Annotated in this window: 22 protein-coding genes; 15 read left to right on the top strand and 7 right to left on the bottom strand. The window is 73.6% G+C overall.

The genetic code is table 11. The features are described from left to right. The 4 genes from H2O74_RS14255 to H2O74_RS14240 are packed head-to-tail and all read left to right on the top strand — an operon-like array spanning position 1 to position 3,578. Complete coding sequence (locus tag H2O74_RS14255; protein WP_182112177.1) at positions 1-783, top strand: SDR family oxidoreductase; 783 nt, start codon at positions 1-3, stop codon at positions 781-783. Continuing rightward, the gene (locus H2O74_RS14250) at positions 780-1,790 is read left to right on the top strand and encodes a C-terminal binding protein (protein ID WP_182112176.1); all 1,011 of its coding nucleotides are present in this window, start codon (positions 780-782) and stop codon (positions 1,788-1,790) included. The genes H2O74_RS14255 and H2O74_RS14250 overlap by 4 nt, the downstream gene beginning before the upstream one ends. A 1-nt stretch (position 1,791) precedes the next feature. Beyond that, positions 1,792-2,826 (top strand): zinc-binding dehydrogenase, encoded by a 1,035-nt coding sequence (locus H2O74_RS14245; protein WP_182112175.1) that lies wholly within the window; start codon positions 1,792-1,794, stop codon positions 2,824-2,826. After that, positions 2,823-3,578, top strand: coding sequence for a glucose 1-dehydrogenase (locus H2O74_RS14240; protein WP_182112174.1), 756 nt, complete (start codon positions 2,823-2,825; stop codon positions 3,576-3,578). Before H2O74_RS14245 ends, H2O74_RS14240 begins: the two co-directional genes overlap by 4 nt. A 16-nt stretch (positions 3,579-3,594) precedes the next feature. On the opposite strand, the gene H2O74_RS14235 is transcribed toward H2O74_RS14240, so the two are convergent. Then, positions 3,595-4,314: a FadR/GntR family transcriptional regulator gene (locus tag H2O74_RS14235; protein WP_182112173.1), complete on the bottom strand. Its 720-nt coding sequence runs from the start codon at positions 4,312-4,314 to the stop codon at positions 3,595-3,597. A 20-nt stretch (positions 4,315-4,334) separates the two neighbouring features. Further along, positions 4,335-5,657 carry an L-fuconate dehydratase gene (locus H2O74_RS14230; RefSeq protein ID WP_182112172.1) on the bottom strand — a complete coding sequence of 441 codons (1,323 nt, stop codon included), beginning with the start codon at positions 5,655-5,657 and terminating at the stop codon, positions 4,335-4,337. Positions 5,658-5,788: 131 nt separating this feature from the next. Here H2O74_RS14230 and H2O74_RS14225 point away from each other — a divergent pair, with 131 nt between their 5' ends. The 5 genes from H2O74_RS14225 to H2O74_RS14205 all read left to right on the top strand — a co-directional run bounded on the left by H2O74_RS14225 (position 5,789) and on the right by H2O74_RS14205 (position 10,339). Continuing rightward, positions 5,789-6,835, top strand: coding sequence for an NAD(P)-dependent oxidoreductase (locus H2O74_RS14225; protein ID WP_182112171.1), 1,047 nt, complete (start codon positions 5,789-5,791; stop codon positions 6,833-6,835). A gap of 26 nt (positions 6,836-6,861) precedes the next feature. Then, complete coding sequence (locus tag H2O74_RS14220; RefSeq protein WP_182112170.1) at positions 6,862-7,653, top strand: IclR family transcriptional regulator; 792 nt, start codon at positions 6,862-6,864, stop codon at positions 7,651-7,653. 143 nt (positions 7,654-7,796) lie between these two features. Further along, complete coding sequence (gene eda, locus H2O74_RS14215; protein ID WP_182112169.1) at positions 7,797-8,426, top strand: bifunctional 4-hydroxy-2-oxoglutarate aldolase/2-dehydro-3-deoxy-phosphogluconate aldolase; 630 nt, start codon at positions 7,797-7,799, stop codon at positions 8,424-8,426. Between the two features lie 39 nt (positions 8,427-8,465). Then, the gene (locus tag H2O74_RS14210) at positions 8,466-9,569 is read left to right on the top strand and encodes a sugar kinase (RefSeq protein WP_182112168.1); all 1,104 of its coding nucleotides are present in this window, start codon (positions 8,466-8,468) and stop codon (positions 9,567-9,569) included. Then, a complete protein-coding gene (locus tag H2O74_RS14205) occupies positions 9,566-10,339 on the top strand; it encodes an SDR family NAD(P)-dependent oxidoreductase (protein WP_255491651.1) in 774 nt (257 codons plus the stop codon). The genes H2O74_RS14210 and H2O74_RS14205 overlap by 4 nt, the downstream gene beginning before the upstream one ends. A 94-nt stretch (positions 10,340-10,433) precedes the next feature. Here H2O74_RS14205 and H2O74_RS16865 read toward each other — a convergent pair whose 3' ends face one another. Both H2O74_RS16865 and manD read right to left on the bottom strand, forming a co-directional pair. Then, positions 10,434-12,281, bottom strand: coding sequence for an HD domain-containing phosphohydrolase (locus tag H2O74_RS16865; RefSeq protein WP_182112167.1), 1,848 nt, complete (start codon positions 12,279-12,281; stop codon positions 10,434-10,436). 92 nt (positions 12,282-12,373) lie between these two features. Beyond that, positions 12,374-13,600, bottom strand: a complete 1,227-nt coding sequence (manD, locus tag H2O74_RS14195; RefSeq protein ID WP_182112166.1) for a D-mannonate dehydratase ManD — start codon at positions 13,598-13,600, stop codon at positions 12,374-12,376. Positions 13,601-13,904: 304 nt separating this feature from the next. On the opposite strand from manD, the gene H2O74_RS14190 reads away from it, so the two are divergent. From H2O74_RS14190 to H2O74_RS14170, 5 genes are all read left to right on the top strand, one after another. Further along, entirely contained in the window at positions 13,905-14,936 is a 1,032-nt protein-coding gene (locus H2O74_RS14190; protein WP_182112165.1) for a LacI family DNA-binding transcriptional regulator, read from the top strand. A gap of 64 nt (positions 14,937-15,000) precedes the next feature. After that, positions 15,001-16,248 (top strand): extracellular solute-binding protein, encoded by a 1,248-nt coding sequence (locus H2O74_RS14185; protein WP_182112164.1) that lies wholly within the window; start codon positions 15,001-15,003, stop codon positions 16,246-16,248. A 2-nt stretch (positions 16,249-16,250) separates the two neighbouring features. Then, positions 16,251-17,393 (top strand): ABC transporter ATP-binding protein, encoded by a 1,143-nt coding sequence (locus H2O74_RS14180; RefSeq protein WP_182112163.1) that lies wholly within the window; start codon positions 16,251-16,253, stop codon positions 17,391-17,393. Continuing rightward, positions 17,390-18,337, top strand: coding sequence for an ABC transporter permease (locus tag H2O74_RS14175; protein WP_255491650.1), 948 nt, complete (start codon positions 17,390-17,392; stop codon positions 18,335-18,337). Before H2O74_RS14180 ends, H2O74_RS14175 begins: the two co-directional genes overlap by 4 nt. Further along, positions 18,337-19,272, top strand: coding sequence for an ABC transporter permease (locus tag H2O74_RS14170; RefSeq protein WP_182112162.1), 936 nt, complete (start codon positions 18,337-18,339; stop codon positions 19,270-19,272). Before H2O74_RS14175 ends, H2O74_RS14170 begins: the two co-directional genes overlap by 1 nt. A gap of 54 nt (positions 19,273-19,326) precedes the next feature. Here H2O74_RS14170 and H2O74_RS14165 read toward each other — a convergent pair whose 3' ends face one another. After that, on the bottom strand, positions 19,327-20,211 hold the full coding sequence (locus H2O74_RS14165; RefSeq protein WP_182112161.1) for an NAD(P)-dependent oxidoreductase: 885 nt from the start codon (positions 20,209-20,211) through the stop codon (positions 19,327-19,329). After that, positions 20,202-21,125: an EamA family transporter gene (locus tag H2O74_RS14160; protein WP_182112160.1), complete on the bottom strand. Its 924-nt coding sequence runs from the start codon at positions 21,123-21,125 to the stop codon at positions 20,202-20,204. The genes H2O74_RS14165 and H2O74_RS14160 overlap by 10 nt, the downstream gene beginning before the upstream one ends. Positions 21,126-21,201: 76 nt before the next feature. Here H2O74_RS14160 and H2O74_RS14155 point away from each other — a divergent pair, with 76 nt between their 5' ends. Further along, positions 21,202-21,705: a MarR family winged helix-turn-helix transcriptional regulator gene (locus tag H2O74_RS14155; RefSeq protein ID WP_182112159.1), complete on the top strand. Its 504-nt coding sequence runs from the start codon at positions 21,202-21,204 to the stop codon at positions 21,703-21,705. Between the two features lie 91 nt (positions 21,706-21,796). On the opposite strand, the gene glpK is transcribed toward H2O74_RS14155, so the two are convergent. Further along, on the bottom strand, positions 21,797-23,314 hold the full coding sequence (gene glpK / locus H2O74_RS14150) for a glycerol kinase GlpK (RefSeq protein WP_182112158.1): 1,518 nt from the start codon (positions 23,312-23,314) through the stop codon (positions 21,797-21,799). Positions 23,315-23,334 lie beyond the last annotated feature (20 nt).

Here is a 23,334-nt window from a genome sequence, read left to right as displayed (position 1 = left end):
ATGACCAGCACCACCAGCGAGTACCTCACCGGCCTGTTCTCCCTCGAGGGGCAGACGGCCGTCGTCACGGGCGCGAGCCAGGGCATCGGCCTGGCGATCGCCGAGGGGCTCGCGGCCGCCGGCGCGGACATCATCGGCGTCAGCCACGACATGCCCGAGGGCGACAGCGACGTGCGGACCGCCGTCGAGGGGCACGGCCGGGCGTTCACGCCGCTGCGCGCCGACTTCTCGGTGCGGTCCGAGGTCACGGCGCTCGCCGCCGACCTCGCCGGCCGCGGCGTGGACATCCTCGTCAACAACGGTGGCACCATCCGCCGCACGCCGGCCGCGATGCACTCCGACGAGGACTTCGACTACGTCGTCGACGTCAACCTGCGCGCCACCTTCACGCTCTCGCGCGAGGTGGGCCGGACGATGATCGAGCGCGGCCACGGCAAGATCGTCAACACGGCGTCGATGCTCAGCTTCCAGGGTGGCATCAACGTCCCGGGCTACACGTCCTCGAAGTCGGCCGTCGCAGGGCTGACCAAGGCGCTCGCCAACGAGTGGGCCGACAAGGGCGTCAACGTCAACGCGGTCGCGCCGGGCTACGTGGCCACGGCCAACACGCACGACCTGCGCCAGGACGCCGCTCGCAGCAAGGCGATCCTCGACCGGATCCCGGCCGCCCGCTGGGCCGAGGCGTCCGACATCGCCGGCGCCGTGCTGTTCCTGTCCTCGCGTGCCGCCGACTACGTGCACGGGGCGATCCTGCCGGTCGACGGCGGCTGGCTCGCGCGATGAGGATCGTCATCACCGAGTGCGACCACGACTCGTTCGACGCGGAGCACGAGGTCGCCGGACCGGCCGGGGCCGAGGTCGTGCTCACCCAGTCGGCGACGCCCGAGGAGCTCGTGGCGAACGCCGCGGACGCGGACGCGATCCTCGTCCAGTACGCGACGATCACCGCCGAGATCATGGACGCGCTGCCCCGGCTCAAGGCGATCGGTCGCTACGGCGTGGGCGTCGACTCGGTGGACGTCGCGGCGGCGACCGAGCGCGGCATCGCCGTGTGCAACGTGCCGGACTACGGCACCGAGTCGGTCTCCGACCACGCGATCGGCATGGCGCTCGCGGCGGCGCGCGGCATCCCGCGGCTGGACCGCGGCATGCGCGCGGGCTCGTTCGACCTGGCCGTCATCCGACCCGCCTACCAGACGCGCGGACGCGTGTTCGGCGTCGTCGGCATGGGCCTCATCGGCACCGCCACGGCGCGCAAGGCGGCCGGGCTGGGCTACGAGGTGATCGGCTACGACGTCGCGGCGGAGCCCGGGGCGGCCACGTTCCACGGCTTCCCGTCGGTGAGCCTGGACGAGCTGCTCGAGCGCTCGCAGGTGGTCTCGCTCCACACGCCGCTCGACGAGACGACGCGCGGCATGATCGGCGCCGCCGAGCTCGCGCGCATGCGCACCGACGCGATCCTGGTGAACACGAGCCGGGGCGGCGTCGTGGACACGGCGGCGCTCGTCGAGGCGCTGCGGACCGGCAGCATCCGGGCCGCCGCGATCGACGTGCACGAGACCGAGCCGCTGCCCGTGGGCCACCCGCTCATGGACCTCGACTCGGTCGTCCTGACGCCGCACCTGGCGTGGTACTCGGAGGAGTCCTACGTCGAGCTGAAGCGCCGCACGGTCGCGAACGTCATCGACGTGTGCGCGGGCCGCGCCCCGCGCAACGTCGTCAACCCCGAGGTGCTCGGTGCACCCGGCCGCAACGAGGGCTGCGCTCCCGCGGCCGGGGCAGGAGCGTGAGATGAGCACGATGCGAGCGGCGGTATGGACGGGCACCGACGAGGTCGAGGTGGCCGAGGTCGGGCTGCCCGAGGTGCCCGAGGGCTGGGCCCTGGTGAAGATCGCGTACAACGGGATCTGCGGCACGGACCTGTCGATCCTGCACGGCAAGCACCCGCGCGCCCAGGCGCCGCTGGTGACCGGCCACGAGATGTCCGGGTGGGTCGAGCGCGCCGGCGCCACCGGTCCGCGCGAGGGCGCCCTGGTGATCGTCGAGCCCCTCATCAGCTGCGGTGAGTGCAAGGCGTGCCGCGACGGCCACGGCCACGTGTGCCGCCGCCTCGGCCTCTACGGCATCGACGCACCCGGGGGCATGGCGCAGTACGTCGCGCTCCCGCCCGAGGTGCTGCACGAGGTGCCCGCGGGCGTGGACCCGCGCACCGCTGCGCTGGCCGAGCCGCTGGCCGTCGCCGTGCACGCGGTCGACCTGTCCGGCATGCAGCCGGGGGACACGGTCGCCGTGTACGGCGCGGGACCGATCGGGGTGCTCACGGCGCTCGTCGCGCGCCACGCCGGTGCCGGGACGGTCGTCATCACCGAGCCGAGCCCCTGGCGCCGGCAGGTCGCGGCCGACCTGGGGTTCACCGTCGTGCCCGAGGGCGCCACGATGGCGCAGGTGCTCGCGCCCCTGACCGACGGCGAGGGTGCGGACACCACGTTCGACTCCGCCGCGCACCCGTCGGTCGCCGCCGAGCTCGCCGCGACCACGCGCGTGCTGGGCCGGATCGTCATCGTCGGCGTCTACAAGCAGCCGACGCCGATCGACCTGCAGGCGGTCTGCTTCAAGGAGCAGTCGATGGTCGGGGTGCGCGTGTACACCTCGGCCGACGTCGCGCGGGCGATCGAGCTCATCGCGACGGACGCGCTGGGCCTGGCCGGGTTCCCGACCAAGGCCTTCGACCTCGCCGACGTCGAGGCCGCGTTCGCGGCCGCCACGTCGGGCCAGGACTGCCTCAAGGTCCTGGTGACTCCGCTGGACGGGATGGCAGACGCATGACGAACCCCTTCGACCTCACCGGCCGCACGGCCGTCGTCACCGGCGGCGGGCGCGGGCTCGGGCGGGGCATCACGGAGGCCTTCCTCGAGGCCGGCGCCGACGTCGTCGTGCTCGGGCGCAACCCGCTCCCCGCCGAGCTCGGGGAGCACGCCGCGCGGCTCGGGCGGCGGGTCTTCTTCGAGACCCTCGACCTGGCCGACGGCGACGCCATCGCGGCGACCGCCGAGCGGGTCCTGGCCGCGCACCGGGTCGACGTGCTCGTCAACAACGCGGGCACGCAGGACCGCTACCCGGCGGCCGAGTTCCCCCTCGAGGCGTGGGACCGGGTCATCGACGTGAACCTGCGCTCGGTCTTCCAGCTGTGCCAGCTGTTCGGCCGGCCGATGCTCGAGCGCGGCGAGGGCAAGATCGTCAACCTCGCGTCGCTGCTGTCCTTCCAGGGCGGGCTCACGGTGCCCGCGTACGCGGCCAGCAAGGGCGCCGTCGCGCAGCTGACCAAGGCGCTGTGCAACGAGTGGTCGGCCAAGGGCGTGAACGTCAACGCCGTCGCGCCGGGCTACATGGCGACGGAGATGAACACGGCGCTGCTCGCCGACCCCGTGCGCCTCGAGCAGCTGTCCGTGCGCATCCCCGCGGGCCGGTGGGGCCGGCCCGAGGACATCGGCAACGTCGTGGTGTTCCTCGCCTCGCCGGCCGCCGCCTACGTGCACGGCCAGGTGCTCGCCGTCGACGGGGGCTGGCTCGCCCGCTGACGTCGGCCCGCCGCCGTCAGTCGGTCGCGTCGCGCGTGCGCAGGAAGTCCTCCACCTCGAGCAGGTGCGCGGACATGCGCACGCGCGCGCGCTCGACGTCGCCCTCGGCCACCGCGTCCAGGATCGCCTCGTGCTGGCGCTGCGTGCGCCGGTCCGCCTCGGGGTCCGTGACGCCGCGCCACAGCCGGTGGCGGGCCGTGCGGCCGCCCATCGCGTCGGCGAGGGCGGCGAGGACCGGGTTGCCGCACGCGCTCGCGAGCGCGTGGTGGAACGCGAGGTCCGCGGCCAGCAGGGCCTCGTGGTCGACGTCGTCGTCCGCGGCGCCCTGGGCGCGGGCGAGCACCGCCGCGCCGTCGTCGAGCGCGCCCCGCGCCGCCGCGAGGTCCGTCCCGGGGGCCCGCGCGGCGGCCGCGGCGAGCCCGGCCACCTCCGTCTCGAGCAGGCGGCGCACCGCGTGCACGTGCAGGGCGTGCCCCGCGGCCTGGAGCTCGACGACGAGCCCGAGCGGGGCCGCGAGGAGCCCCGGCTCGAGCGCCGTCACGTACGACCCGTCGCCCTGGCGCATCTCGACCACGCCGAGGACGGACAGGGCCCGCATGCCCTCGCGCAGCGAGCCCCGCGAGACCCCGAGGGCCTCGGCCAGGTCCTTCTCGACGGGCAGCCGCTGGCCCGGGCCCAGGCGGCCGTCGAGGATCATCGCGGTGACGCCGTCGACCACCTGGTCCGTCCGTGACATGCCAGGAGTATGCCGGGCGGTCACACGGCGGCGAGGCGTCCGGCCCAGTACGCCCCGTCCGGGTAGCGGAACTCGGCGACCGACGCCTCGTGCATCTGCGTCGAGTAGCCCGGCAGACTGGGCAGCACGTAGGCGGCGTCCTGCACCACGCAGGGGTCGGTGAAGTGCTCGTGGAGGTGGTCGACGAACTCCGTGACCCGTCCCTCGCGCGTGCCGGAGACGGCCACGAAGTCGAGCATCGAGACGTGCTGGACCATCTCGCACAGGCCGACTCCGCCGGCGTGCGGGCACACCGGCACGCCGAACTTCGCGGCCAGGAGGAGCACCGCGACGATCTCGTTCAGGCTCGCGAGCCGGCCCGCGTCGAGCTGGCAGAAGTCGAGCGCGCCGGCCTGCATGAACTGCTTGAACATCACCCGGTTGTGGCAGTGCTCGCCGGTCGCGACGCCGACGGGCGCGACACCGCGCTGGATCGCGGCGTGCCCGAGGATGTCGTCGGGGCTCGTCGGCTCCTCGATCCACAGCAGGTCGAACTGCGCGAGGGCGTTGGTCCACTCGATCGCCTGGTCCACGTCCCAGACCTGGTTGGCGTCGATCATCAGGACCCGGTCCGGGCCGATGACCTCGCGCGCGATGGCGCAGCGCCGGATGTCGTCCTCGAGGTTGGCGCCCACCTTGAGCTTGACGTGCCGGTAGCCGGCGTCGACCGCCTCCTGGCACAGGCGCCGCAGCTTCTCGTCGCTGTAGCCGAGCCACCCGGCCGACGTCGTGTAGCAGGGGTAGCCGGTGCGCTCGAGCTCGGCGATGCGCCCGGCCTTGCCGGACTCCTGCGCGCGGAGCAGCGCGATCGCCTCGTCGCGCGTCAGGGCGTCGGACAGGTAGCGCAGGTCCGCCACGTCGACGAGCTGCTCGGGGGTCATGTCGGCGAGCAGGCGCCACACGGGCTTGCCCGCGAGGCGTCCGGCCAGGTCCCACGCGGCGTTCATGACGGCGGAGAGCGACAGGTGGACGACGCCCTTCTCCGGCCCGAGCCAGCGGATCTGGGCGTCGGCGGTCAGGTCGCGGTAGACGCCGCCCATGTCCGCGACCATGGCCTCGACGTCGCGCCCGACGAGGAGCGCGGCCTGCTGGCGCGCGGCCATCGCGACGATGTCGTTGCCGCGACCCGTGGTGAAGGTCAGGCCGTAGCCGGCCAGGGGCGTCCCGTCCGGCGCCGTCCCGTCGGTGCGCAGGACGACGTAGGCGGCGGAGTAGTCGCCGTCCTTGTTCATCGCGTCCGAGCCGTCGGCCGTGAGCGAGGTCGGGAAGCGGACGTCCTCGATCTCGACGTGGGTGATCTTCATGCTGTCCTCCAGAGGGTGCGTGCCCGCACCGTACCGCATTCATCAGATGAATCCGGGGGGCTGGCGCGCTAGGGTCGCATACGCGTCCGGCGAGGCCGGGCCAGAGATCGGACCATTCGAGAGGTGCAGCGATGACGACGACCGCCGACCAGGGCCCCACCCCCGCGACGCCGTACCGCGTCGGCGTGACGGCGGACTGCCTGCGCCCGGACGGGTCGGCCGTCTTCGGCGACGTCCGGCTCGAGCGTCTGACCGCGGCGGGGCTGGAGTGGGAGATCATGGCGCCCGAGAGCGCGCACGCGCTGACGCCCGCGCTCGCGGACGGGTACGACGCCGTCCTGGCCTTCGGGCACGCGCCCTTCCCGCGCACGCTCGTGCAGGCCGCCCCGCGCCTCAAGCACGTGGCGCGCTTCGGTGCCGGCTACGACGGCATCGACCTCGACGGCCTCGCCGCGGAGGGCGTCGTCGTGACGAACACGCCGCTGGCCGTGCGCCGGCCCCTCGCGCTCTCGGCCCTGACGCTCCTGCTGGCCGTGGCGCACCGGCTCGTGGAGAACCACGCCGCGGCGACGTCGGGCCGGTGGACGGACCGGGGGCGCTACCGCGGCGCCGGCGTCGCGGGCCGCACGGTCGGCATCGTCGGGCTCGGCGGCGTCGGGGCGGACCTCGTCACGCTCCTCGCGCCGCTGGGCGTGCGGGTGCTGGCCAGCGACCCGTTCGCGGACCCCGGGCGGGCGCAGGCGCTCGGGGTCGAGCTCGTGCCGCTCGACCGGCTGACCGCCGAGTCCGACTACGTGGTGCTGACGGCGGCCCTGACCGACGGCACGCGGGGCATGGTCGACGCGGCGTTCCTCGCGGGGATGCGCCCGACCGCCCACCTCGTCAACGTGGCCCGCGGCGGGCTCGTGGACCACGCGGCGCTGACCGCCGCGCTCGTCACCGGGCGCATCGCCGGTGCGGCGCTCGACGTGCTCGACCCGGAGCCGCCCGCCCCCGACGACCCGCTGCTGCACCTGCCGAACGTCGTGGTCACGCCGCACGCGCTGTGCTGGACCGAGGACTTCACGCGTGACGTCTCGACGAGCGTCGTCGAGGCCCTCGTGGACGTCGCGCAGGGGCGCGTCCCGGCCCACGTCCTGAACCCCGACGCGCTCGCGCGGTGGCGACGGGGCCGGTGACGGGGGCGGCCTCCTACCCTGGGCGCATGGCTGCCGACCCGCACACCGCCACCGACGGCGCGACGTCGCCCGTCGAGGCGGTCGACCGAGCGCTCCTCGTCCTGCAGGCGCTGGCCGGCGCGGGCCCGCGCGGGAGCGGCCTGGCCGAGCTCGCCGCGGGCCTCGGCCTGAACAAGACCACGGTGCACCGCACGCTCGCCGCCCTGCGCTTCCGGGGCTTCGTCGTGCAGGACCCCGTGAGCGGCGCCTACGCGCTGGGCACCGCCGCGACGCAGCTCGCCGACGACTACTTCGGCGAGGAGAACCTGCCGGTCCTGCTGCACCCCGCCCTGACCGCGCTGTGCGGGGCGGCCGACGAGCTGGTCCACCTCGGCGTGCTGAGCGGGACCCACGTCGTCTACCTCGACAAGGTCGAGCCGGAGCGCTCGGTGCGCGTGTGGTCCGCGATCGGGCGCCGCAGCCCCGCGGTCACGACGGCGCTCGGGCGGGCGCTGCTCGCGTACCGGGGGACCGACGCGACCACGCTCGCGGGGTACGTGCGGGCCGCCGGGGACGTGCCGGTCGACGCCGACCACGTGTGGGCGGTCATCGAGCGCGCCCGCGTGGTCGGCTACGCCACGGAGGACCAGGAGAACGAGGCCGGGATCAGCTGCGTCGCGGTGCCGCTGCTGCGCTCGGGCGTCGCCGTCGCGGCCGTCAGCGTCACGGCGCCGGCCGAGCGGATGCGGCCCGGACGCGTCACGGACCTGCACCGGACCATGCGCGAGGTGCTGCCGCCGCTCCTGCCGGCCGGCCTCGCGCTGCCCGCCGTCGCCTGACCCGTCGTCCGGCGCGGCGCCGGTTGAGGACGGGTCCGGAGCATGGCATCCTGATTCCGGAGAGCGGCACAGACGTTCCGCCTACCGAAACGCCTGGTCGCCGACGTCCGGGCTCAGCAGCATCACCGAGAACGGATGGATCGATGTCGACCACTCTGGAAGCCCTCAGCGCCGCACGCCTCGTCCCGGTCGTCGTGCTCGACGACGCGAAGGACGCCGACCCGCTGGCCGCGGCGCTCGTCGCCGGCGGCCTGCCCGTGGCCGAGGTGACGTTCCGGACCGCCGCCGCGCAGGACGCCATCCGCGCCATGAGCGCGCGCGGCGACATCCTCGTCGGTGCCGGCACCGTCCTGACGGTCGAGCAGGTCGACCAGGCGGTGGCGGCGGGCGCCGACTACGTCGTCTCGCCCGGCCTCAGCCGCGCGGTCGTCGAGCGGTGCCGCGAGCACGGCGTGCTGCCCCTGCCCGGCGCCGTGACCGCGACCGAGATCCAGGCCGCGCTCGAGCTCGGCCTGACGACCGTGAAGTTCTTCCCGGCCGGCACGTCCGGTGGCGCCAAGGCGATCGCGGCGCTCGCCGCCCCGTTCGGCGGCGTGACGTTCGTGCCGACCGGCGGCATCAGCGCGTCCAACCTGCACGAGTACCTCGACGTGCCGTCCGTCGTCGCCGTCGGCGGCTCGTGGATGGTCGCGAAGGACCTCGTCCGCGCGGGCGACTTCGACACCGTCACGCGCCTCACCGCCGAGGCCGTCGCGCTGACCCAGCGCTCCTGACCCGCCACCCCGGTCCCACCCCAGACTAAGGACGACGACATGACCAGCCTGACCATCCGTCCCGCGGACGAGTGCCGCTACGACGCCGTCTCCCTCGGCGAGGTGATGCTCCGCCTCGACCCGGGCGAGGGCCGCATCCGCACCGCCCGCTCCTTCAAGGCCTGGGAGGGCGGCGGCGAGTACAACGTCACGCGCGGCCTGCGCCGGGCCTTCGGCCTGCGCGGCGCGGTCGTCACCGCGCTCGCGGACAACGAGGTCGGCCGCCTCGTCGAGGACTTCATCCTCACCGGCGGGCTCGACACCCAGTTCATCCAGTGGGTTCCCTACGACGGCATCGGCCGCGGGGTGCGCAACGGCCTCAACTTCACCGAGCGCGGCTTCGGCGTGCGCGGCGCCGTCGGCGTCTCGGACCGCGGCCTGACGGCCGCCTCGCAGATGGCCCCGGGCGACGTCGACTGGGACCACCTGTTCGGTGACCTCGGCGTGCGCTGGCTGCACACGGGCGGCATCTACGCCGCGCTCAGCGAGACGACGGCGGAGGTCGTCGTCGAGGCGGTCACGGCCGCCAAGCGCCACGGCACCGTGGTCTCGTACGACCTCAACTACCGCCCGTCGCTGTGGAAGTCGATCGGCGGCCACGCGAAGGCGCAGGAGGTCAACAAGCGCATCGCCGAGCACGTCGACGTCATGATCGGCAACGAGGAGGACTTCACCGCCTCGCTCGGCTTCGAGGTCGAGGGCGTCGACGAGAACATCTCCGCGATCGAGGTCGACGCGTTCGCCGCGATGATCGAGAAGGCGGCGGCGGCCTACCCGAACTTCCAGGTGATCGGCACGACCCTGCGGACCGTGCACTCGGCCAGCAGCAACGACTGGGGCGCCCTGGCCTGGTCCCGCGAGACCGGCGTGGTGCAGTCCACCTACCGCGAGCGGCTCGAGATCCTCGACCGCGTGGGCGGTGGCGACTCCTTCGCCTCGGGCCTGATCTACGGGCTGCTCGACGGCCAGCCGCTCCAGACGGCCGTGGAGTACGGCGCGGCGCACGGTGCGCTCGCGATGACGACGCCGGGCGACACCACCATGGTCACCAAGGCCGAGGTGCTCAAGCTCGCCGGTGGCGGCGGCGCGCGGGTGGACCGGTGAGCGGCCCGGTGGGCGCCCCGGGCGCCCCGCTCGCGGGCCACACCGCCCTCGTCACGGGCGGCGGCACGGGCATCGGGCGGGCGATCGCGCTCGCGCTCGGCCGTGCCGGCGCGGACGTCGCGGTGACGTACCGCTCCCACGACGCGGCCGACGTCGTCGCCGAGCTCCGGGCGATGGGCCGCGCGGCCCACGCCTACCAGCTCGACGCGACGGACGCCGCGGCGGTGCGCGAGATCGTGTTCCACGCCTCGGGCGCCCTCGGCGGGCGCATCGACGTGCTCGTCAACAACGCGGGCGGGCTGGTGGCGCGCACGCCCCTGGCCGAGATGGCGCCCGAGCACTGGCACGCGGTGCTCGACCTCAACCTCACGAGCGCGTACCTCGTCACGCAGGCCGCGATCGGCGTGATGCCCGACGGCGGGCGCGTGGTGTCGATCTCGTCGCTCGCCGGGCAGGACGGCGGCGGCGCCGGTGCGGCGGCGTACGCGGCGTCGAAGGCGGGGCTCGACGGCCTCACGCGGGGCCTGGCCAAGGAGCTCGGCCCGCGCGGGATCACGGTCAACTCCGTGGCGCCCGGCTTCATCGGCGACACCCCGTTCCACGAGCGCTTCACGCCCGAGGCCGGGCAGCGCGCGGCGATCGCCGGGACGCTCGTCGGGCGTGGCGGCACGCCCGACGACGTCGCCGCGGCGGTCCTCTACCTCGCGACGGAGCCGGGCTTCGTCACGGGTGCGGTCCTGGACCTCAACGGCGGCGCGCACCTGCGCTGAGCAGTCCATCGAGCCCGCCGGCCCGGCACGTCATGTGCCGGACCGGCGGGCTCGTCGCGTGCGGGGCCGGTCCGCGTGCCCCGGTCCGCGTGTCTCAGCCCGCGTGCGGCGCGCCGTCCACGTGGGCGCCGGCCAGGGCGGACCGCGCCTTGGCCGCCCCCGTGAAGCTCGAGCCGGTCACCGTCGCGTCGCGGAACGTCGCGCCCTGCAGGTCCGCGTCGTCGAAGCGCACGCGCGTCACGGTGGCACGCGTGAGGTCGGCGCCCTGGAGCCTGGCCCCGGTGAGGTCGAGGTCCACGAGCGTCGCCCCGACCAGGCTCGCGCCGTTCAGCTTGGCCCCGGCCCAGGTCCCCGTGAGCGCGAGCCCGGACAGGTCGCAGCCGGCGAGGTCGGCGCCGCGCAGGTCGGTGGCACCGGCCCGCGCGCGCTCGCACGGCCGCGCGGCGGGGCCCGGCTGCGGGCTGGTGACCGGGGGTGCGGGCTTCGCAGGTGCAGGGCCCGGCGCGGCCGAGCTCGGGCCATGGGTCGCGGGCCGGGCGCTGGGCGCCGCGGGAGCGCCGGGAGCGGCACCGGCCGACGGCGGGCCCGCGACGGTCGTGGCCGGAGCCGCGTCGGGCGTGGGCTCCGCCGGGGCCGTGCCCGCCTCGGCGGACGTGCCCGCGGACGCGACGTCGCGCTGGTCGGCGTCGGCGGCGACCTCGGCGCCCGGTGCGGAGCCCGCGGCGTCGTCCGGTGCCGTGGACGCGCCCGGCGACCCGCCCGGCGCGGACGCGCCGCGCGCCGCGAGCGCAGCGGGTGCGCCGGTCGGCGTCGCGTGCGCCGAGGACCCGACCGTCCCCTGGTCGTGCGGAGCGGGAGCCAGGACGGGCGCGGCGACCACGAGGCCGGCGGCCACCACGGCGGAGGTCGTGGCCGCGGCGAGCGAGGGCACCGCGCCGGCGGCGTCCGGGACCGCGCGCAGGCCGGGCAGCGCCGCCAGTGCCGAGACGGGCCCCGCGACGAGGCGGAGCCGGACGAGGCCCACGGCGAGCAGCGCCCGCACGACCGCGGGGTCGAACTGGGTGCCGGCGCAGCGCGTGAGCTCGGCCCGTGCGGCCGCCGCCGAGAGCGGCTTCTTGTACGGCCGCGCGGAGGTGATGACGTCGAAGGCGTCCGCGACGGCGACGATGCGTGCCGCGAGGCTGATCTGCGTGCCCGCGAGCCTCGTCGGGTAGCCGGCGCCGTCCCAGCGCTCGTGGTGCTGGGCGACCGCGTCGGTCCACGACCCGAGCCACGGGGCGAGCGACGCGACCAGGTGCCCGCCGCGGGCGGGGTGCTCGGCCAGCGTCGCCCACTCCGCGTCGTCCGGGCGCCCGGCCTTGGTCAGGACCGGCACCGGCACCGCGAGCTTGCCGACGTCGTGCAGCAGGGCCGCCCACGCGAGGCGCGCGAGGTCGTCGCGCGACAGGCCGAGCCGCTCACCGATGAGCGCGCTGTACGCCTGGACGCGCTCGGAGTGCCGGAAGGTCGTGCGGTCGTGGGCGTCGAGCCGGCGCACGAGGTCGAGCAGGAGCCTCGCGTGGTCCCCGGGGGCCGCGAGCGTGCCGGTCTCGAGCGCGGCCGGCGAGTACGTGCGCCGTGCCACCGCGAGCCGCGAGGGAGCACGGTCGGGGAAGTACGCGGTCAGGCGCAGCAGCGCGCTCAGCGGCAGGAGCCGGCGCAGGGCCGCGCCGGTGCCCATGACCAGCGCCGTCGCGCAGAGCACCTCGAGCAGGAGCCACAGCCACGGGTCCAGGCCCAGCCGCGACGGCGGGAACCACCGCACGGCCGCGGCGCCGAACCCCAGGGTCACGAGCACGGGTGCGCCGTACGTCGCGGTCCGCACCGCGGCCGCCAGCACGGGTCGCGGCCGCCACGCGCCGAGGGAGGCGTCGTCGTAGTTCTGCGTGGGACCGGACGCCATGTCCGCACCATCGGCAGCCGGGCCCGGGTCTGTGAGCGGACCGGAGGCCCGGCTCGCGCGTCCCCCCGTTCGGGTACGTGCCGCGCGCCGGGTCACCAGTCGTGCAGGGTGCCGTCCCGCAGGCGGTTCACGGGCAGGTACGCGGGGGTGTACTCGAACTGCGCCGCGAGCTCCAGGTCCAGGTCGACGCCGAGGCCGGGCGTCTCGCCGGGGTCCAGGAGGCCGTCGGTGAAGGTGTAGCTGGTGCGGAACACCTCGAGCGTGCGCTCGTTGTGCTCCATGAACTCCTGGATGCCGAAGTTGTGCAGGGCGATGTCCAGGTGCAGGGCGGCGGCCATGCCGACGGGGGAGATGTCGGTCGGCTGGTGGAAGCCGGACCGGATCCCGTACAGCGCGGCGAGGTCCATGAGCTTCTTGACCCCGGTGATGCCGCCCGCGTGGGCGGGCGAGGACCGGACGAAGTCGATCAGCTGCTCGGTGATGAGCTGGCGGTAGTCGTGGATGCTCGTGAGCACCTCGCCGATGGCCAGCGGCGTCGTGGTCATCGCGCGGACGCGCCGCAGCGCCTCGGGGTTGTCCGCGGGCGTGACGTCCTCGAGCCAGAACAGGTCGTACGGCTCGAGGCTGCGGCCCAGCTGGGCGGCCTCGTTCGGGGACAGCCGGTGGTGCGCGTCGTGCAGCAGCGGCAGCTCGGGGCCGAACTCGGCCCGGACCGCCTCGAAGACGGACGGGATGTGGCGCAGGTAGGCGCGGGTGTCCCAGTCCTCCTCGACCGGCGCCGCCGTGCGTCCGGCGGGCTCGTAGTCGTACTTCTGACCGACGCCCTGGTCCGTCCCGACGCCGTAGACCTTGCCGAGCCCGGGCACGCCGGTCTGCAGCCGGATCGCGCGGAACCCGCGGTCGAGGTGGTTGCGGATCGAGACCATGAGCGCGTCGAGCGTCGTGCCGGACGCGTGCCCGTACGCGAGCGCGCCCCGCCGGCTGCGGCCCCCGAGCAGCTGGTAGACGGGCATGCCGGCGGCCTTGCCCTTGAGGTCCCACAGCGCCATGTCGACGGCGGCGATCGCCGTCATGGTCACGGGCCCGCGCCGCCAGTAGGCCCCGCGCGAGAGGTACTGCCAGGTGTCCTCGATGTTGCGCGCGTCGCGGCCGACGAGCAGCGGCGCCACGTGGTCGCGCAGGTAGGAGGCCACGGACAGCTCGCGCCCGTTGAGCGTCGCGTCCCCGAGGCCGACGAGGCCGTCGGTCGTCTCCAGGCGCAGCGTGACGAAGTTGCGGCCGGGGCTCGTGACGACGACGTCGGCCCGCTCGATCCTCATCGCGTCGGTCCCGGGACGCGGCGGCGCGCGCGGCGCGCGGACGGGGCAGGTCCTGCGTGGCTCATGGGTGTCCTCGTCGACGGTCTGAGCAAGGTCTGAAACACGGATGATGCCGCGCCCGGCATCGCGGTGGCAAGGTGTCTCGCCCGGCAGTGGCGGCTGACCTGCGACATCAGGGAGGACTCCCGGATGCCGACGCAGCCGAAGGTTGCAGTTCTGACACGGCGCTTGACAGATCGGTGCAATGGATTGCAAGACTGTGCGCCTGGTCACACCGAGGTGACCCGGCGACGGAGGTGCACCGATGGCGGTGAGCGCACGAGACGTGGCCCGCATGGCGGGTGTCTCCGTCTCGACCGTCTCCCGCACGCTCGCGCGGCCCGACCAGGTCGCGCCCGGCACCCGGGACAGGGTGCTCGCGGCGGCGCACGCCCTGGGCTACCGCGCCAACCCCGCCGCGCGCAGCCTCATCACCGGCCGCACCGGGACGCTGGGCCTGGTCGTCCCGGACCTCGAGAACCCGTACTTCACGTCCGTGACCAAGGGCGTGCAGAAGCGCGCGCAGGCCGCGGGCTACGCGCTCCTGGTCGCCGACTCCGACGAGCACTCCGGCCAGGAGGCCGAGCTCGTGCGCAACATGGCCAGCCGCGTCGACGGGACCGTGCTGTGCTCGCCCCGCGCGTCCGACGACGTCATCGCCGGCCTCGCACGCGAGTTCCGCCTCGTCCTGGTCAACCGGCGCTGCGGCGCCATCCCGGCCGTGACGGTCGACAACGCCGACGGGGTGCGGCAGGCCCTGCACCACCTGCGCGCGCTCGGGCACACGAGGGTCGCGTACGTCGGCGGGCCGCGTGACTCGTGGTCCCACGGCGAGCGCCTCGCGGCCTTCCGCGTGGCGGGCGAGGAGCTCGCGCTCGAGCTGGTCGAGCTGGGCAGCTTCCGCCCGTACGTCTCGGGCGGCGTCGCCGCGGCCGACATCCTCATCGCGTCCGGGGCGAGCGCCGTGCTCGCCTACAACGACCTGCTCGCCCTCGGCCTCCTCGAGCGCCTGCGCCAGCGCGGCGTGCGCGTACCCCAGGACGTGAGCGTGGTCGGCGTCGACAACGTCCCCGTCGCGGCGCTGACCTCGCCCGCGCTCACGAGCGTCGAGGTGCCCCGCATGGAGAGCGGGCGCGCCGCCGTCGACCTCCTGCTCTCGGAGGTGCGCGACGACGTCCCCGCGGCCCGCACCGTGCAGGAGCTCTCCGTCCAGCTCGTCGTGCGCGAGAGCACCGGCCCGCCGGCCTCCGCGCACGGCGCCGACGTCCGTCTGCACGCGGGCGCCATCACGACCTGACCACGATCCCCCTCCTACCGCCCGACGACGACGTCGGGCGACAGCACAGAGAGAAGGAAGGCCCATGCGAACGACCAAGCACCTGCACCTGGTGGCCGGAGTCGCGGCCCTCGGGCTGCTGCTCACGGCCTGCGCGGCCCCCGAGAACACGCAGCGACCCGAGGGCGAGGAGTCCGCCGCCGCCGGGGAGGGGGGCGACGAGATCCCCGAGACGCCGTCGGAGCCGGTCGACCTGACCATCCACGACGTCGGCGGCGTGCTGAAGCTGTTCCAGGGCGCCATCGAGGACTACGCCGAGGAGAACCCCGACGTCATTGCGTCGGTCACGTTCGAGACGGGCGCCTCGCCCGACCTGGTCGGCGCCCTCAAGCCGCAGGTCGACACGAACAACCTGCAGATCGACCTGGTGCTGACGGGCAACGACGCCCTCTCGGCAGGCATCGGCGAGGAGCTGTGGATCCCGATCGCCGAGGAGTACGGCGACCGGCTCGGCAACATGGACAACTACCTCGCGCCCGCCGCCGACATGCAGGAGCTCTCGCAGGGTCACGGCGTGCTGCTCTCGTGGACCCCGGGCGGCCCGCTGCTCAGCTACAACCCCGACCAGCTGCCGACGTCGGACGTGCCGAGCACGCCCGAGGAGCTCCTGGAGTGGGCGGAGGCCAACCCCGGCAAGTTCGGTTACGCGCGCCCCGCGAACTCCGGCCCGGGCCGCACGTGGCTCCAGGGCCTGCCGTACATCCTCGGTGACGAGGACCCGCGCGACCCGGAGAACGGCTGGGACAAGACCTGGGCGTTCCTCAAGGAGCTCGACCAGTACGTCGACACGTACCCGACGGGCACCGGCCAGGTCATCACGAACATGTCGGACGGCACCTGGGCGCTGACGCCGATCACGATGGGCTGGGACATCGAGCCCCGCGCCGACGGCCGCGCGCCCAACACGCTCGAGGTCGCCGAGTTCGAGGACTACACCTTCATCAGCGACTCGCACTTCGCGGTCGTCCCGCAGGGCCAGTCGGCGGACAAGATGTCCGCGATCCTGCTGCTCCTCAACGACCTGCTGACGCCCGAGCAGAACGCCAAGGCGTACGACAACGGCTACCACTACCCGGGCCCGTCGATCGAGGGCGCGACCCTCGACCTGGCGCCCGAGGACACGCAGGCCGTCATCGAGGAGTTCTCGCGCGACTGGTACGACGAGGCGATCGAGACGCACGAGGCGCAGACGCAGCTCGACGCCGCGTCGATCGTCGTCGCGTTCGACATCTGGGACCGCGAGGTCGGCGCCGGGAAGTTCGAGGCCAACTGATCATGGCCATTGCTGCCGGCAAGTTCGAGTCGTTGGAGCTCCAGGGCGTCGGTCGGAGCTTCGGTGGTCAGACGGCGCTGGCGGACCTCGACCTGACGGTCCGGGCGGGCGAGTTCATCGCCCTGCTCGGGCCGTCAGGCTGCGGGAAGTCCACCGCCCTCAACTGCATCGCGGGTCTGCTGCCGCTGACCCACGGGCAGATCCTCATCGACGGCAAGCGCGTCGACACCGTGCCGGCCGAGAACCGCGGGTTCGGCATGGTGTTCCAGAACTACGCGCTCTTCCCGCACCTCAGCGTCGAGAAGAACATCGCGTTCGGCCTCCAGATGCGCAAGGTCTCCAAGGAGGAGACCAAGCGCCGCGTCGCCGAGGCGGTCGCGCTGGTCAAGCTCGAGCAGCACGCGAAGAAGCTGCCGGGCCAGCTCTCGGGCGGTCAGCAGCAGCGCGTCGCGATCGCGCGCGCCGTCGTGACGGAGCCGCGGCTCGTCCTCATGGACGAGCCGCTGTCCAACCTCGACGCCAAGCTGCGGCTCGAGATGCGCACCGAGATCCGGCGGCTGCACCAGTCGCTGGGCCTGACCACCATCTACGTGACGCACGACCAGGAGGAGGCCCTGTCGATGGCCGACCGCCTCGTGGTGCTGCGCGAGGGGCGGGTGCAGCAGGTCGGCACGCCCGAGCAGCTGCACAAGCACCCGGTGAACTGGCACGTCGCGGACTTCATGGGCTACCGCAACCTCGTGGACCTGACGGTCTCGGCGGTCGCCGGCGACGTCGTCACGGTCGAGGGGCAGGGGATCCGGCTGCACGGCACCGCGCCCGAGCCCGTCGCCGTCGGCGCGCTGGTCCGCGTCGCCATCCGGCCCGAGGACCTGGTCGTCGTCTCGCCGACGGCGCCCCAGGTCGGCGGCAACGCGGTCAGTGCGGACGTCGTGACGGTCGAGTACCACGGCCGGGAGTTCGCGGTCGGGGCGACGACACCGCAGGGCCAGCTGCTGCACGTGCACGCGGACCACCCGCCGGTCCTCGGCCACACGGTCGATCTCACGGCGGACCCGTCGCGCGTGCTGGTCTACCCCGCGGACGCCGTGGACCCGAGCGCGCTGTCCCCCGAGGAACGCGAGCTCGCGGAGGTCAGGCGGTGAGCGTGGCCCGGCCGACGCCGGGGGGCCGCGCCCCCCGGCGCGAGAAGAGCACGGCGAGCCTCAAGCACCGGCTCGCGGAGCGCGGCGTCGACGGCTCGCTGCTCATGCTGCTGCCGGCGCTGCTGTTCACCGTCGTGCTGTTCATCTACCCGTTCACGTACGGGATCGGCCTCACGTTCCAGCCGGCGTTCTGGATCCAGGACCAGTGGGGTGGCGGTGCGTTCGCGAACTACCGCGCCTTCTTCGGGGACTCGTTCGTCTTCGACTCCATCTACCTGACGATGCGCCTGGCACTGCCCGTGGCGCTGTTCAACGTCCTGGCGTCGATCCCCGTGGCGTACAAGCTGCGCCACAAGTTCCGCGGCAAGAAGCTCCTGACGACGCTGCTCGTGCTGCCCATCACGCTCGGCACGGTCCTCACCGCGCAGGGCCTGCTGATCTTCGCGGGGCGTCAGGGCTGGCTCAACCGGTTCCTGGTCTCGAGCGGGATCATCGACGAGCCGCTCCAGCTGGTGAACAACTACTGGGGCGTCGTCTTCTCGCTGGTCATCTCCGGGTTCCCCTTCGCCTTCCTGCTGATCACCTCGTACCTGTCGGGGATCGACCCGTCGATCGAGGCGGCCGCGAAGACGATGGGCGCCAACTGGGCGCAGCGGTTCCGCCGCATCGTCCTCCCGCTCCTGGCGCCGGGCCTCGCGACGACGTTCATCCTCACGTTCGTCCTCGCGTTCAGCGTGTTCCCCTCGGCCCGCCTCGTCGGTGACGCCATGGGGGAGACGCGTGTCATGTCGCTCATGGCGTTCCGCGCCTTCGGTGAGCAGAACGACTACCCGATGGCCTCCACCATCGCGGTGATGATGGGGCTCGTCGAGCTCGTGGTCATCGCGGTCGTCATGCTCTGGCGCTCGTTCATGTACAAGGGATCGACCGGAGGGAAGGGCTGATGGCGACGCAGACCGGGCACACGACCGCAGCCGGCGTCGACCTGCCGCTGCCTCCGCCCGAGCGCAAGCGCCGTCGCGGGGCCGGCCTGCCGCCGGGGGAGAAGGCGCTCGTCGCACGCCCCACGACGTGGGTCGTGTGGGCGCTGGTGGCCGCGTTCTTCGTGTTCCTCATCGGGATCATCACGAGCGTCGTCGTCGACTCCTTCGGCAAGCCGTGGTTCGACTCGTGGCTGCCGGAGGCGTGGTCGGGGAGCTTCTACCTCGGCGCGTGGGAACGCTTCGGGATGGCGCAGGTCATCGGCGTGACGCTCGTCGTCGCGGTGACGGTCATCGCGGCGTCGGTCCTCATCGGGGTGCCGGCGGCGTACCTGCTCGCGCGCCGGAACTTCCCGTTCAAGCGCGTGCTGACCCTGCTGTTCCTGCTGCCGGTGCTCATGCCGCCGATCACGTACGGCATCCCGCTCGCGACGGTCATGTACAACGCCGGGCTCGGTCGCAGCCTGACGGCCGTGATCCTGGTCAACATGGTGCCGTCGGTGCCGTTCGTGATCATGACCATGACGCCGTTCATCGAGCAGATCAACCCGTCGATCGAGAGCGCCGCGCGGATGTCGGGCGCCTCGCTGCGGACGGTCTTCACGAGGATCCTGGGCCCGCTGCTGGTGCCCGGCATCCTCGCGGCGGCCGTGCTGGTCCTGGTGCGCACCGTCGGCATGTTCGAGCTGACGTACCTGGTCTCCGGCCCGGAGTCCGACACGCTCGTCGTCGCGATCTACCGGGCGATGACCGCCTCGGGCGGCGGCGAGGCGCGCCAGCTCGTCTCCTCGATGGCCGTGGTCTACACCGCGACCATGATGGTCATCCTCATCGTGGCCCTGCGCTACGTGAGCCCCACCCAGCTCGTCGCCCGCGTCAAGGACGCGCGCGACGACTGACGTCCGCCGAGGTCGCTGGTTCGTGCACTCGAACCAGCGACCTCGGCGTGTGCGTCAGCTCGGCGACGGCACGACGTCGGGCGCCTCGCCGTGGGGCCCGAGCTCGTCCCGCCAGGAGTGCGCGGGCTCGTAGCCGAGCAGCTCGCGCGCGGCGTCGATCGCCAGCAGCGTCTCGAACTCGCCGAGCTCGCGCGTGAGGGGCACGTCGCCGAACACCTCGGCCACGAGCTCGGCGGACGGCCGGTCCATGATCGTGTCGGCCGCGGCCACGATGACGTTGCGGGACCCCGTCGTCGTCGCCTCGAGCGCGAGCCGGCACGCCTGGGCGACGTCGCGCACGTCCACGTACCCCCACGCGTTCCAGGCGCGCGACCGCGCGTCTGGCCAGTAGTCAGGCACGGCGGCGTAGTCCTGCGGCCGGTGGATGTTGGAGATCCGCAGCCCGACGAACGGGATGCCCGACCACGCCGAGACGTGCTCCGCCATCTGCTCGCCGAGCACCTTGGAGAGCGCGTACTCCGTCGTCGGGTGCGGGAAGTGCGCCTCGTCGACGGGCAGGTAGCGCGGCGGCGCGTCGTCGAACGGGAGCCCGAGCGTGGTCTCGCTCGACGCCCACACCACGCGCCGCAGCCCCAGCCGCGCGGCCGCGAGGAAGACGTTCGCGTTCATCGCCTGGTTGCGGTGCAGCGTCTCGGGGCCCGTGGTCCGGCCGGGCGCCGGGATGTTGCCGAGGTGCACGACGGCGTCCGAGCCCGCCAGGACCTCGACGACCTGCCCGTAGTCGGTGAGGTCCGCGACGAGGAGGTCCGCGGCGAGGCCGGCGTCGGCCCCGGGTGGCCCGGCGACGTCCGTGGCGAGGACCTCGTACCCGTGCGCGACGAGGTCCTCGACGGCCACCCGCCCCGCCTTGCCGAACGCACCCGTGACAGTCACTCGCATCCGGCCATCCTCCCAGCCCACCCCCGCCCGGCAACCGCCCCGGCCGCCTCGCGGGTCGCCCGGCGGGTCGCGCGGGAGGGGAGCTGGGCGGCGACGAGGCCCGCGAGGGCGAGGGCGGCGCCGAGCACCTGCCACGGCGTCAGGCGCTCGCCGAGCGCGAGGACGCCGACGGCGGTCGCGACCAGCGGGCTGAGCAGGCCGAGGAACGAGACGTGCGTCGGCGACAGCCGCTCGAGCCCTCGGAACCACAGCGCGTACGCGAGCGCCGTGCCCACGAGCGTGAGGTACGCGAAGCCGGCCAGGTTCCGCCCGGTGAGGTGCGCGGGTAGCCCTTCGGCCACGAGCAGCATCGGCACGAGGAGCAGCCCGCCGGCGGTCAGCTGCCACGCCGTCGCGGTGAGCAGGCCGACCGGCCGTCCCCAGCGACGGGTGAGGACGAGCCCGAGTGCCATCGCCCCGGTCGCGACGAGCCCGGCGACCACGCCGACGGTGTCGAGCCGCGCGCTCGCGCGCAGCACCAGGAGGGCAACGCCGACGACGCCGACCAGGCCTGCGACCACGGTCCGCGCCCGGACCCGCTCGTGCAGCACCAGGGCGGACAGGCCGGCGACGACGAGCGGCTGCACCGCCCCGAGCGTCGCCGCGACGCCGCCCGGCAGGCGGTAGGCCGCGAGGAAGAGCAGGGCGAAGAAGACGCCGATGTTGAGCGCCCCGAGGACGGTCGCGCGCCACCACCACGACCCGCGCGGCAGGCGCCGACCGACGGCGAGGAGGAGGAGGCCCGCGGGCAGCGCGCGGAGCGTCGCGGCGAGGAGCGGACGGTCCAGCGGGAGCAGGAGAGTGGTCGTCGCGTACGTCGTGCCCCAGACCGCGGGTGCCACGGCGGTGACGAGCAGGAGCGACAGCCTCGACATCTCATCCTCCTAAGTATCTTAGGAGCAAGATACTTACCGCTAGGACATCTGTCGAGACCGTGGCATCATCCGAGCCATGGCAGCACCGGACGGCGTCGACCGGATCCTCGAGCAGTGGGCCGCCGAGCGGCCCGAGCTCGACACCCGGCCCATGGGCCTCTTCGGCCGCATCTACCGGATCTCGCGCCTCTCCGGCGACGCGGTGGAGGCGACGTACGCGCAGCACGGCATCACGCGCGCCGACTTCGACGTGCTCGCGACCCTGCGTCGCTCCGGGGAGCCGTTCGCGCTGTCGCCGTCGGGCCTGACCGCGAGCCTCATGCTGACCTCGGGCGGGACGACCGGCCGGATCGACCGCCTCGAGCGTGCCGGCCTCGTGCGCCGGTCGCCGGACCCGGCCGACCGTCGAGCCCTGCTCGTGTCGCTGACCGAGCGCGGTCGCGACGTGGTCGACGCCGCCGTCGCCGCCGGCCTCGAGACACAGCGGCGGCTCGCCTCGGGGCTCTCCGACGCCGAGCGCCGTCGTCTCGACGACCTCCTCCGGACGCTCCTCGCGTCGGTGACGGACCCGCCCGGCTGACCGCGCACGGGGACGGCAGAGGGGCCCGGCCTGCTGGCCGGGCCCCTCCTGAACCGGTAGGACGACGTCGCGGGTCACCCCGCGGGGTGGGTCACTCCGTGTCGTCGTCGACCCAGTCGAAGGTCTTCGTCACGGCCTTCTTCCAGTTCCGGTACGTGCGGTCGCGTTCCGCGTCGTCCATCGACGGCTCCCAGCGGCGGTCCTCGGCCCAGTTGTCGATGACGTCCTGCTCGCCCTCCCAGAAGCCGACGGCGATGCCGGCCGCGTAGGCCGCGCCGAGCGCCGTCGTCTCCGCGACCTGGGGCCGCACGACCGGGACCCCGAGGATGTCGGCCTGGAACTGCATGAGCAGGTTGTTGGCGATCATGCCGCCGTCGACCTTGAGCTCGGTGAGGTCCACGCCCGAGTCGGCGTTCATGGCGTCCAGCACCTCGCGGGTCTGGAACGCCGTGGCCTCGAGCGCCGCGCGGGCGATGTGGCCCTTGTTGACGTAGCGCGTGAGCCCGACCAGCGCGCCGCGGGCGTCCGAGCGCCAGTACGGCGCGAAGAGGCCCGAGAACGCCGGCACGAAGTACGCCCCGCCGTTGTCGTCCACCGTGGCGGCGAGCTTCTCGATCTCGGGAGCGTCCTTGATCAGCCCGAGGTTGTCCCGCATCCACTGCACCAGGGACCCGGTCACCGCGATCGAGCCCTCGAGCGCGTAGACCTGCGGCTGCTCGCCGAGCTTGTAGCAGACGGTCGTGAGCAGGCCGTTCTTGGACTGGATCGGCTCGGTGCCCGTGTTGAGGAGCATGAAGTTGCCGGTGCCGTACGTGTTCTTGGCGGTGCCCACCTCGAAGCAGGCCTGGCCGAACGTCGCGGCCTGCTGGTCGCCGAGGATGCCGGCGATCGGCACGTCCGGCACCATGCCGCCGCGGCGCCCCTTGCCGTACACCTCGGACGAGGACCGGATCTCGGGCAGCATCGAGAGGGGCACACCCATCTCCTGCGCGATCTCCTCGTTCCAGGTGAGCGAGTCGATGTTCATGAGCAGCGTGCGCGACGCGTTCGTGACGTCGGTGATGTGGACGCCGCCGTCGGTCCCGCCGGTCATGTTCCACAGCACCCACGCGTCCGTGTTGCCGAACGCGAGCTCGCCGCGCTCCGCCTTCTCGCGAGCGCCCTCGACGTTGTCGAGGATCCAGCGGACCTTGGGGCCCGAGAAGTAGGTGGCCAGCGGGAGCCCGACGCGCTCCTTGTAGCGCTCGGCGCCGCCGCCCAGCGCGGCGAGCTGGTCGCAGATCTTCTGCGTGCGCGTGTCCTGCCAGACGATCGCGTTGTAGATCGGCTTGCCCGTCGTGCGGTCCCACACGACGGCGGTCTCGCGCTGGTTGGTGATGCCGACGGCGGCCACGTCGTGGTGCGTGAGGTTGGCGCGGGTCAGCGCGAGGCCGACCACCTCGCGCACGTTGGTCCAGATCTCCATCGGGTCGTGCTCGACCCAGCCCGGCTTGGGGAAGATCTGCTCGTGCTCCTTCTGGCCGGTGGCCACGATGGTGCCGGAGTGGTCGAACACGATGGCCCGGGAGCTCGTGGTGCCCTGGTCGATGGCAAGGATGTAGTCAGCCATGTCAGTCCTTCACGTCGTCG

The organism is Actinotalea sp. JY-7876 (genome assembly GCF_014042015.1).
Classification (GTDB): Bacteria; Actinomycetota; Actinomycetes; order Actinomycetales; family Cellulomonadaceae; genus Actinotalea.
Note: the sequence above shows the minus strand (reverse complement) of the source record. Positions and strands in the feature narration are given on the sequence as shown.

Coding starts and splice junctions, on each gene's coding strand:
- H2O74_RS14220 (WP_182112170.1), top strand. CDS start 6,862: ATGGCTGCCGACCCGCACACCGCCACCGACGGCGCGACGTCGCCCGTC.
- eda (WP_182112169.1), top strand. CDS start 7,797: ATGTCGACCACTCTGGAAGCCCTCAGCGCCGCACGCCTCGTCCCGGTC.
- H2O74_RS14225 (WP_182112171.1), top strand. CDS start 5,789: ATGACGACGACCGCCGACCAGGGCCCCACCCCCGCGACGCCGTACCGC.
- H2O74_RS14240 (WP_182112174.1), top strand. CDS start 2,823: ATGACGAACCCCTTCGACCTCACCGGCCGCACGGCCGTCGTCACCGGC.
- H2O74_RS14180 (WP_182112163.1), top strand. CDS start 16,251: ATGGCCATTGCTGCCGGCAAGTTCGAGTCGTTGGAGCTCCAGGGCGTC.
- H2O74_RS14190 (WP_182112165.1), top strand. CDS start 13,905: ATGGCGGTGAGCGCACGAGACGTGGCCCGCATGGCGGGTGTCTCCGTC.
- H2O74_RS14185 (WP_182112164.1), top strand. CDS start 15,001: ATGCGAACGACCAAGCACCTGCACCTGGTGGCCGGAGTCGCGGCCCTC.
- H2O74_RS14160 (WP_182112160.1), bottom strand. CDS start 21,125: ATGTCGAGGCTGTCGCTCCTGCTCGTCACCGCCGTGGCACCCGCGGTC.
- H2O74_RS14255 (WP_182112177.1), top strand. CDS start 1: ATGACCAGCACCACCAGCGAGTACCTCACCGGCCTGTTCTCCCTCGAG.
- H2O74_RS14245 (WP_182112175.1), top strand. CDS start 1,792: ATGAGCACGATGCGAGCGGCGGTATGGACGGGCACCGACGAGGTCGAG.
- H2O74_RS14210 (WP_182112168.1), top strand. CDS start 8,466: ATGACCAGCCTGACCATCCGTCCCGCGGACGAGTGCCGCTACGACGCC.
- H2O74_RS16865 (WP_182112167.1), bottom strand. CDS start 12,281: ATGGCGTCCGGTCCCACGCAGAACTACGACGACGCCTCCCTCGGCGCG.
- H2O74_RS14170 (WP_182112162.1), top strand. CDS start 18,337: ATGGCGACGCAGACCGGGCACACGACCGCAGCCGGCGTCGACCTGCCG.
- H2O74_RS14155 (WP_182112159.1), top strand. CDS start 21,202: ATGGCAGCACCGGACGGCGTCGACCGGATCCTCGAGCAGTGGGCCGCC.
- manD (WP_182112166.1), bottom strand. CDS start 13,600: ATGAGGATCGAGCGGGCCGACGTCGTCGTCACGAGCCCCGGCCGCAAC.
- H2O74_RS14250 (WP_182112176.1), top strand. CDS start 780: ATGAGGATCGTCATCACCGAGTGCGACCACGACTCGTTCGACGCGGAG.
- H2O74_RS14235 (WP_182112173.1), bottom strand. CDS start 4,314: ATGTCACGGACGGACCAGGTGGTCGACGGCGTCACCGCGATGATCCTC.
- glpK (WP_182112158.1), bottom strand. CDS start 23,314: ATGGCTGACTACATCCTTGCCATCGACCAGGGCACCACGAGCTCCCGG.
- H2O74_RS14165 (WP_182112161.1), bottom strand. CDS start 20,211: ATGCGAGTGACTGTCACGGGTGCGTTCGGCAAGGCGGGGCGGGTGGCC.
- H2O74_RS14230 (WP_182112172.1), bottom strand. CDS start 5,657: ATGAAGATCACCCACGTCGAGATCGAGGACGTCCGCTTCCCGACCTCG.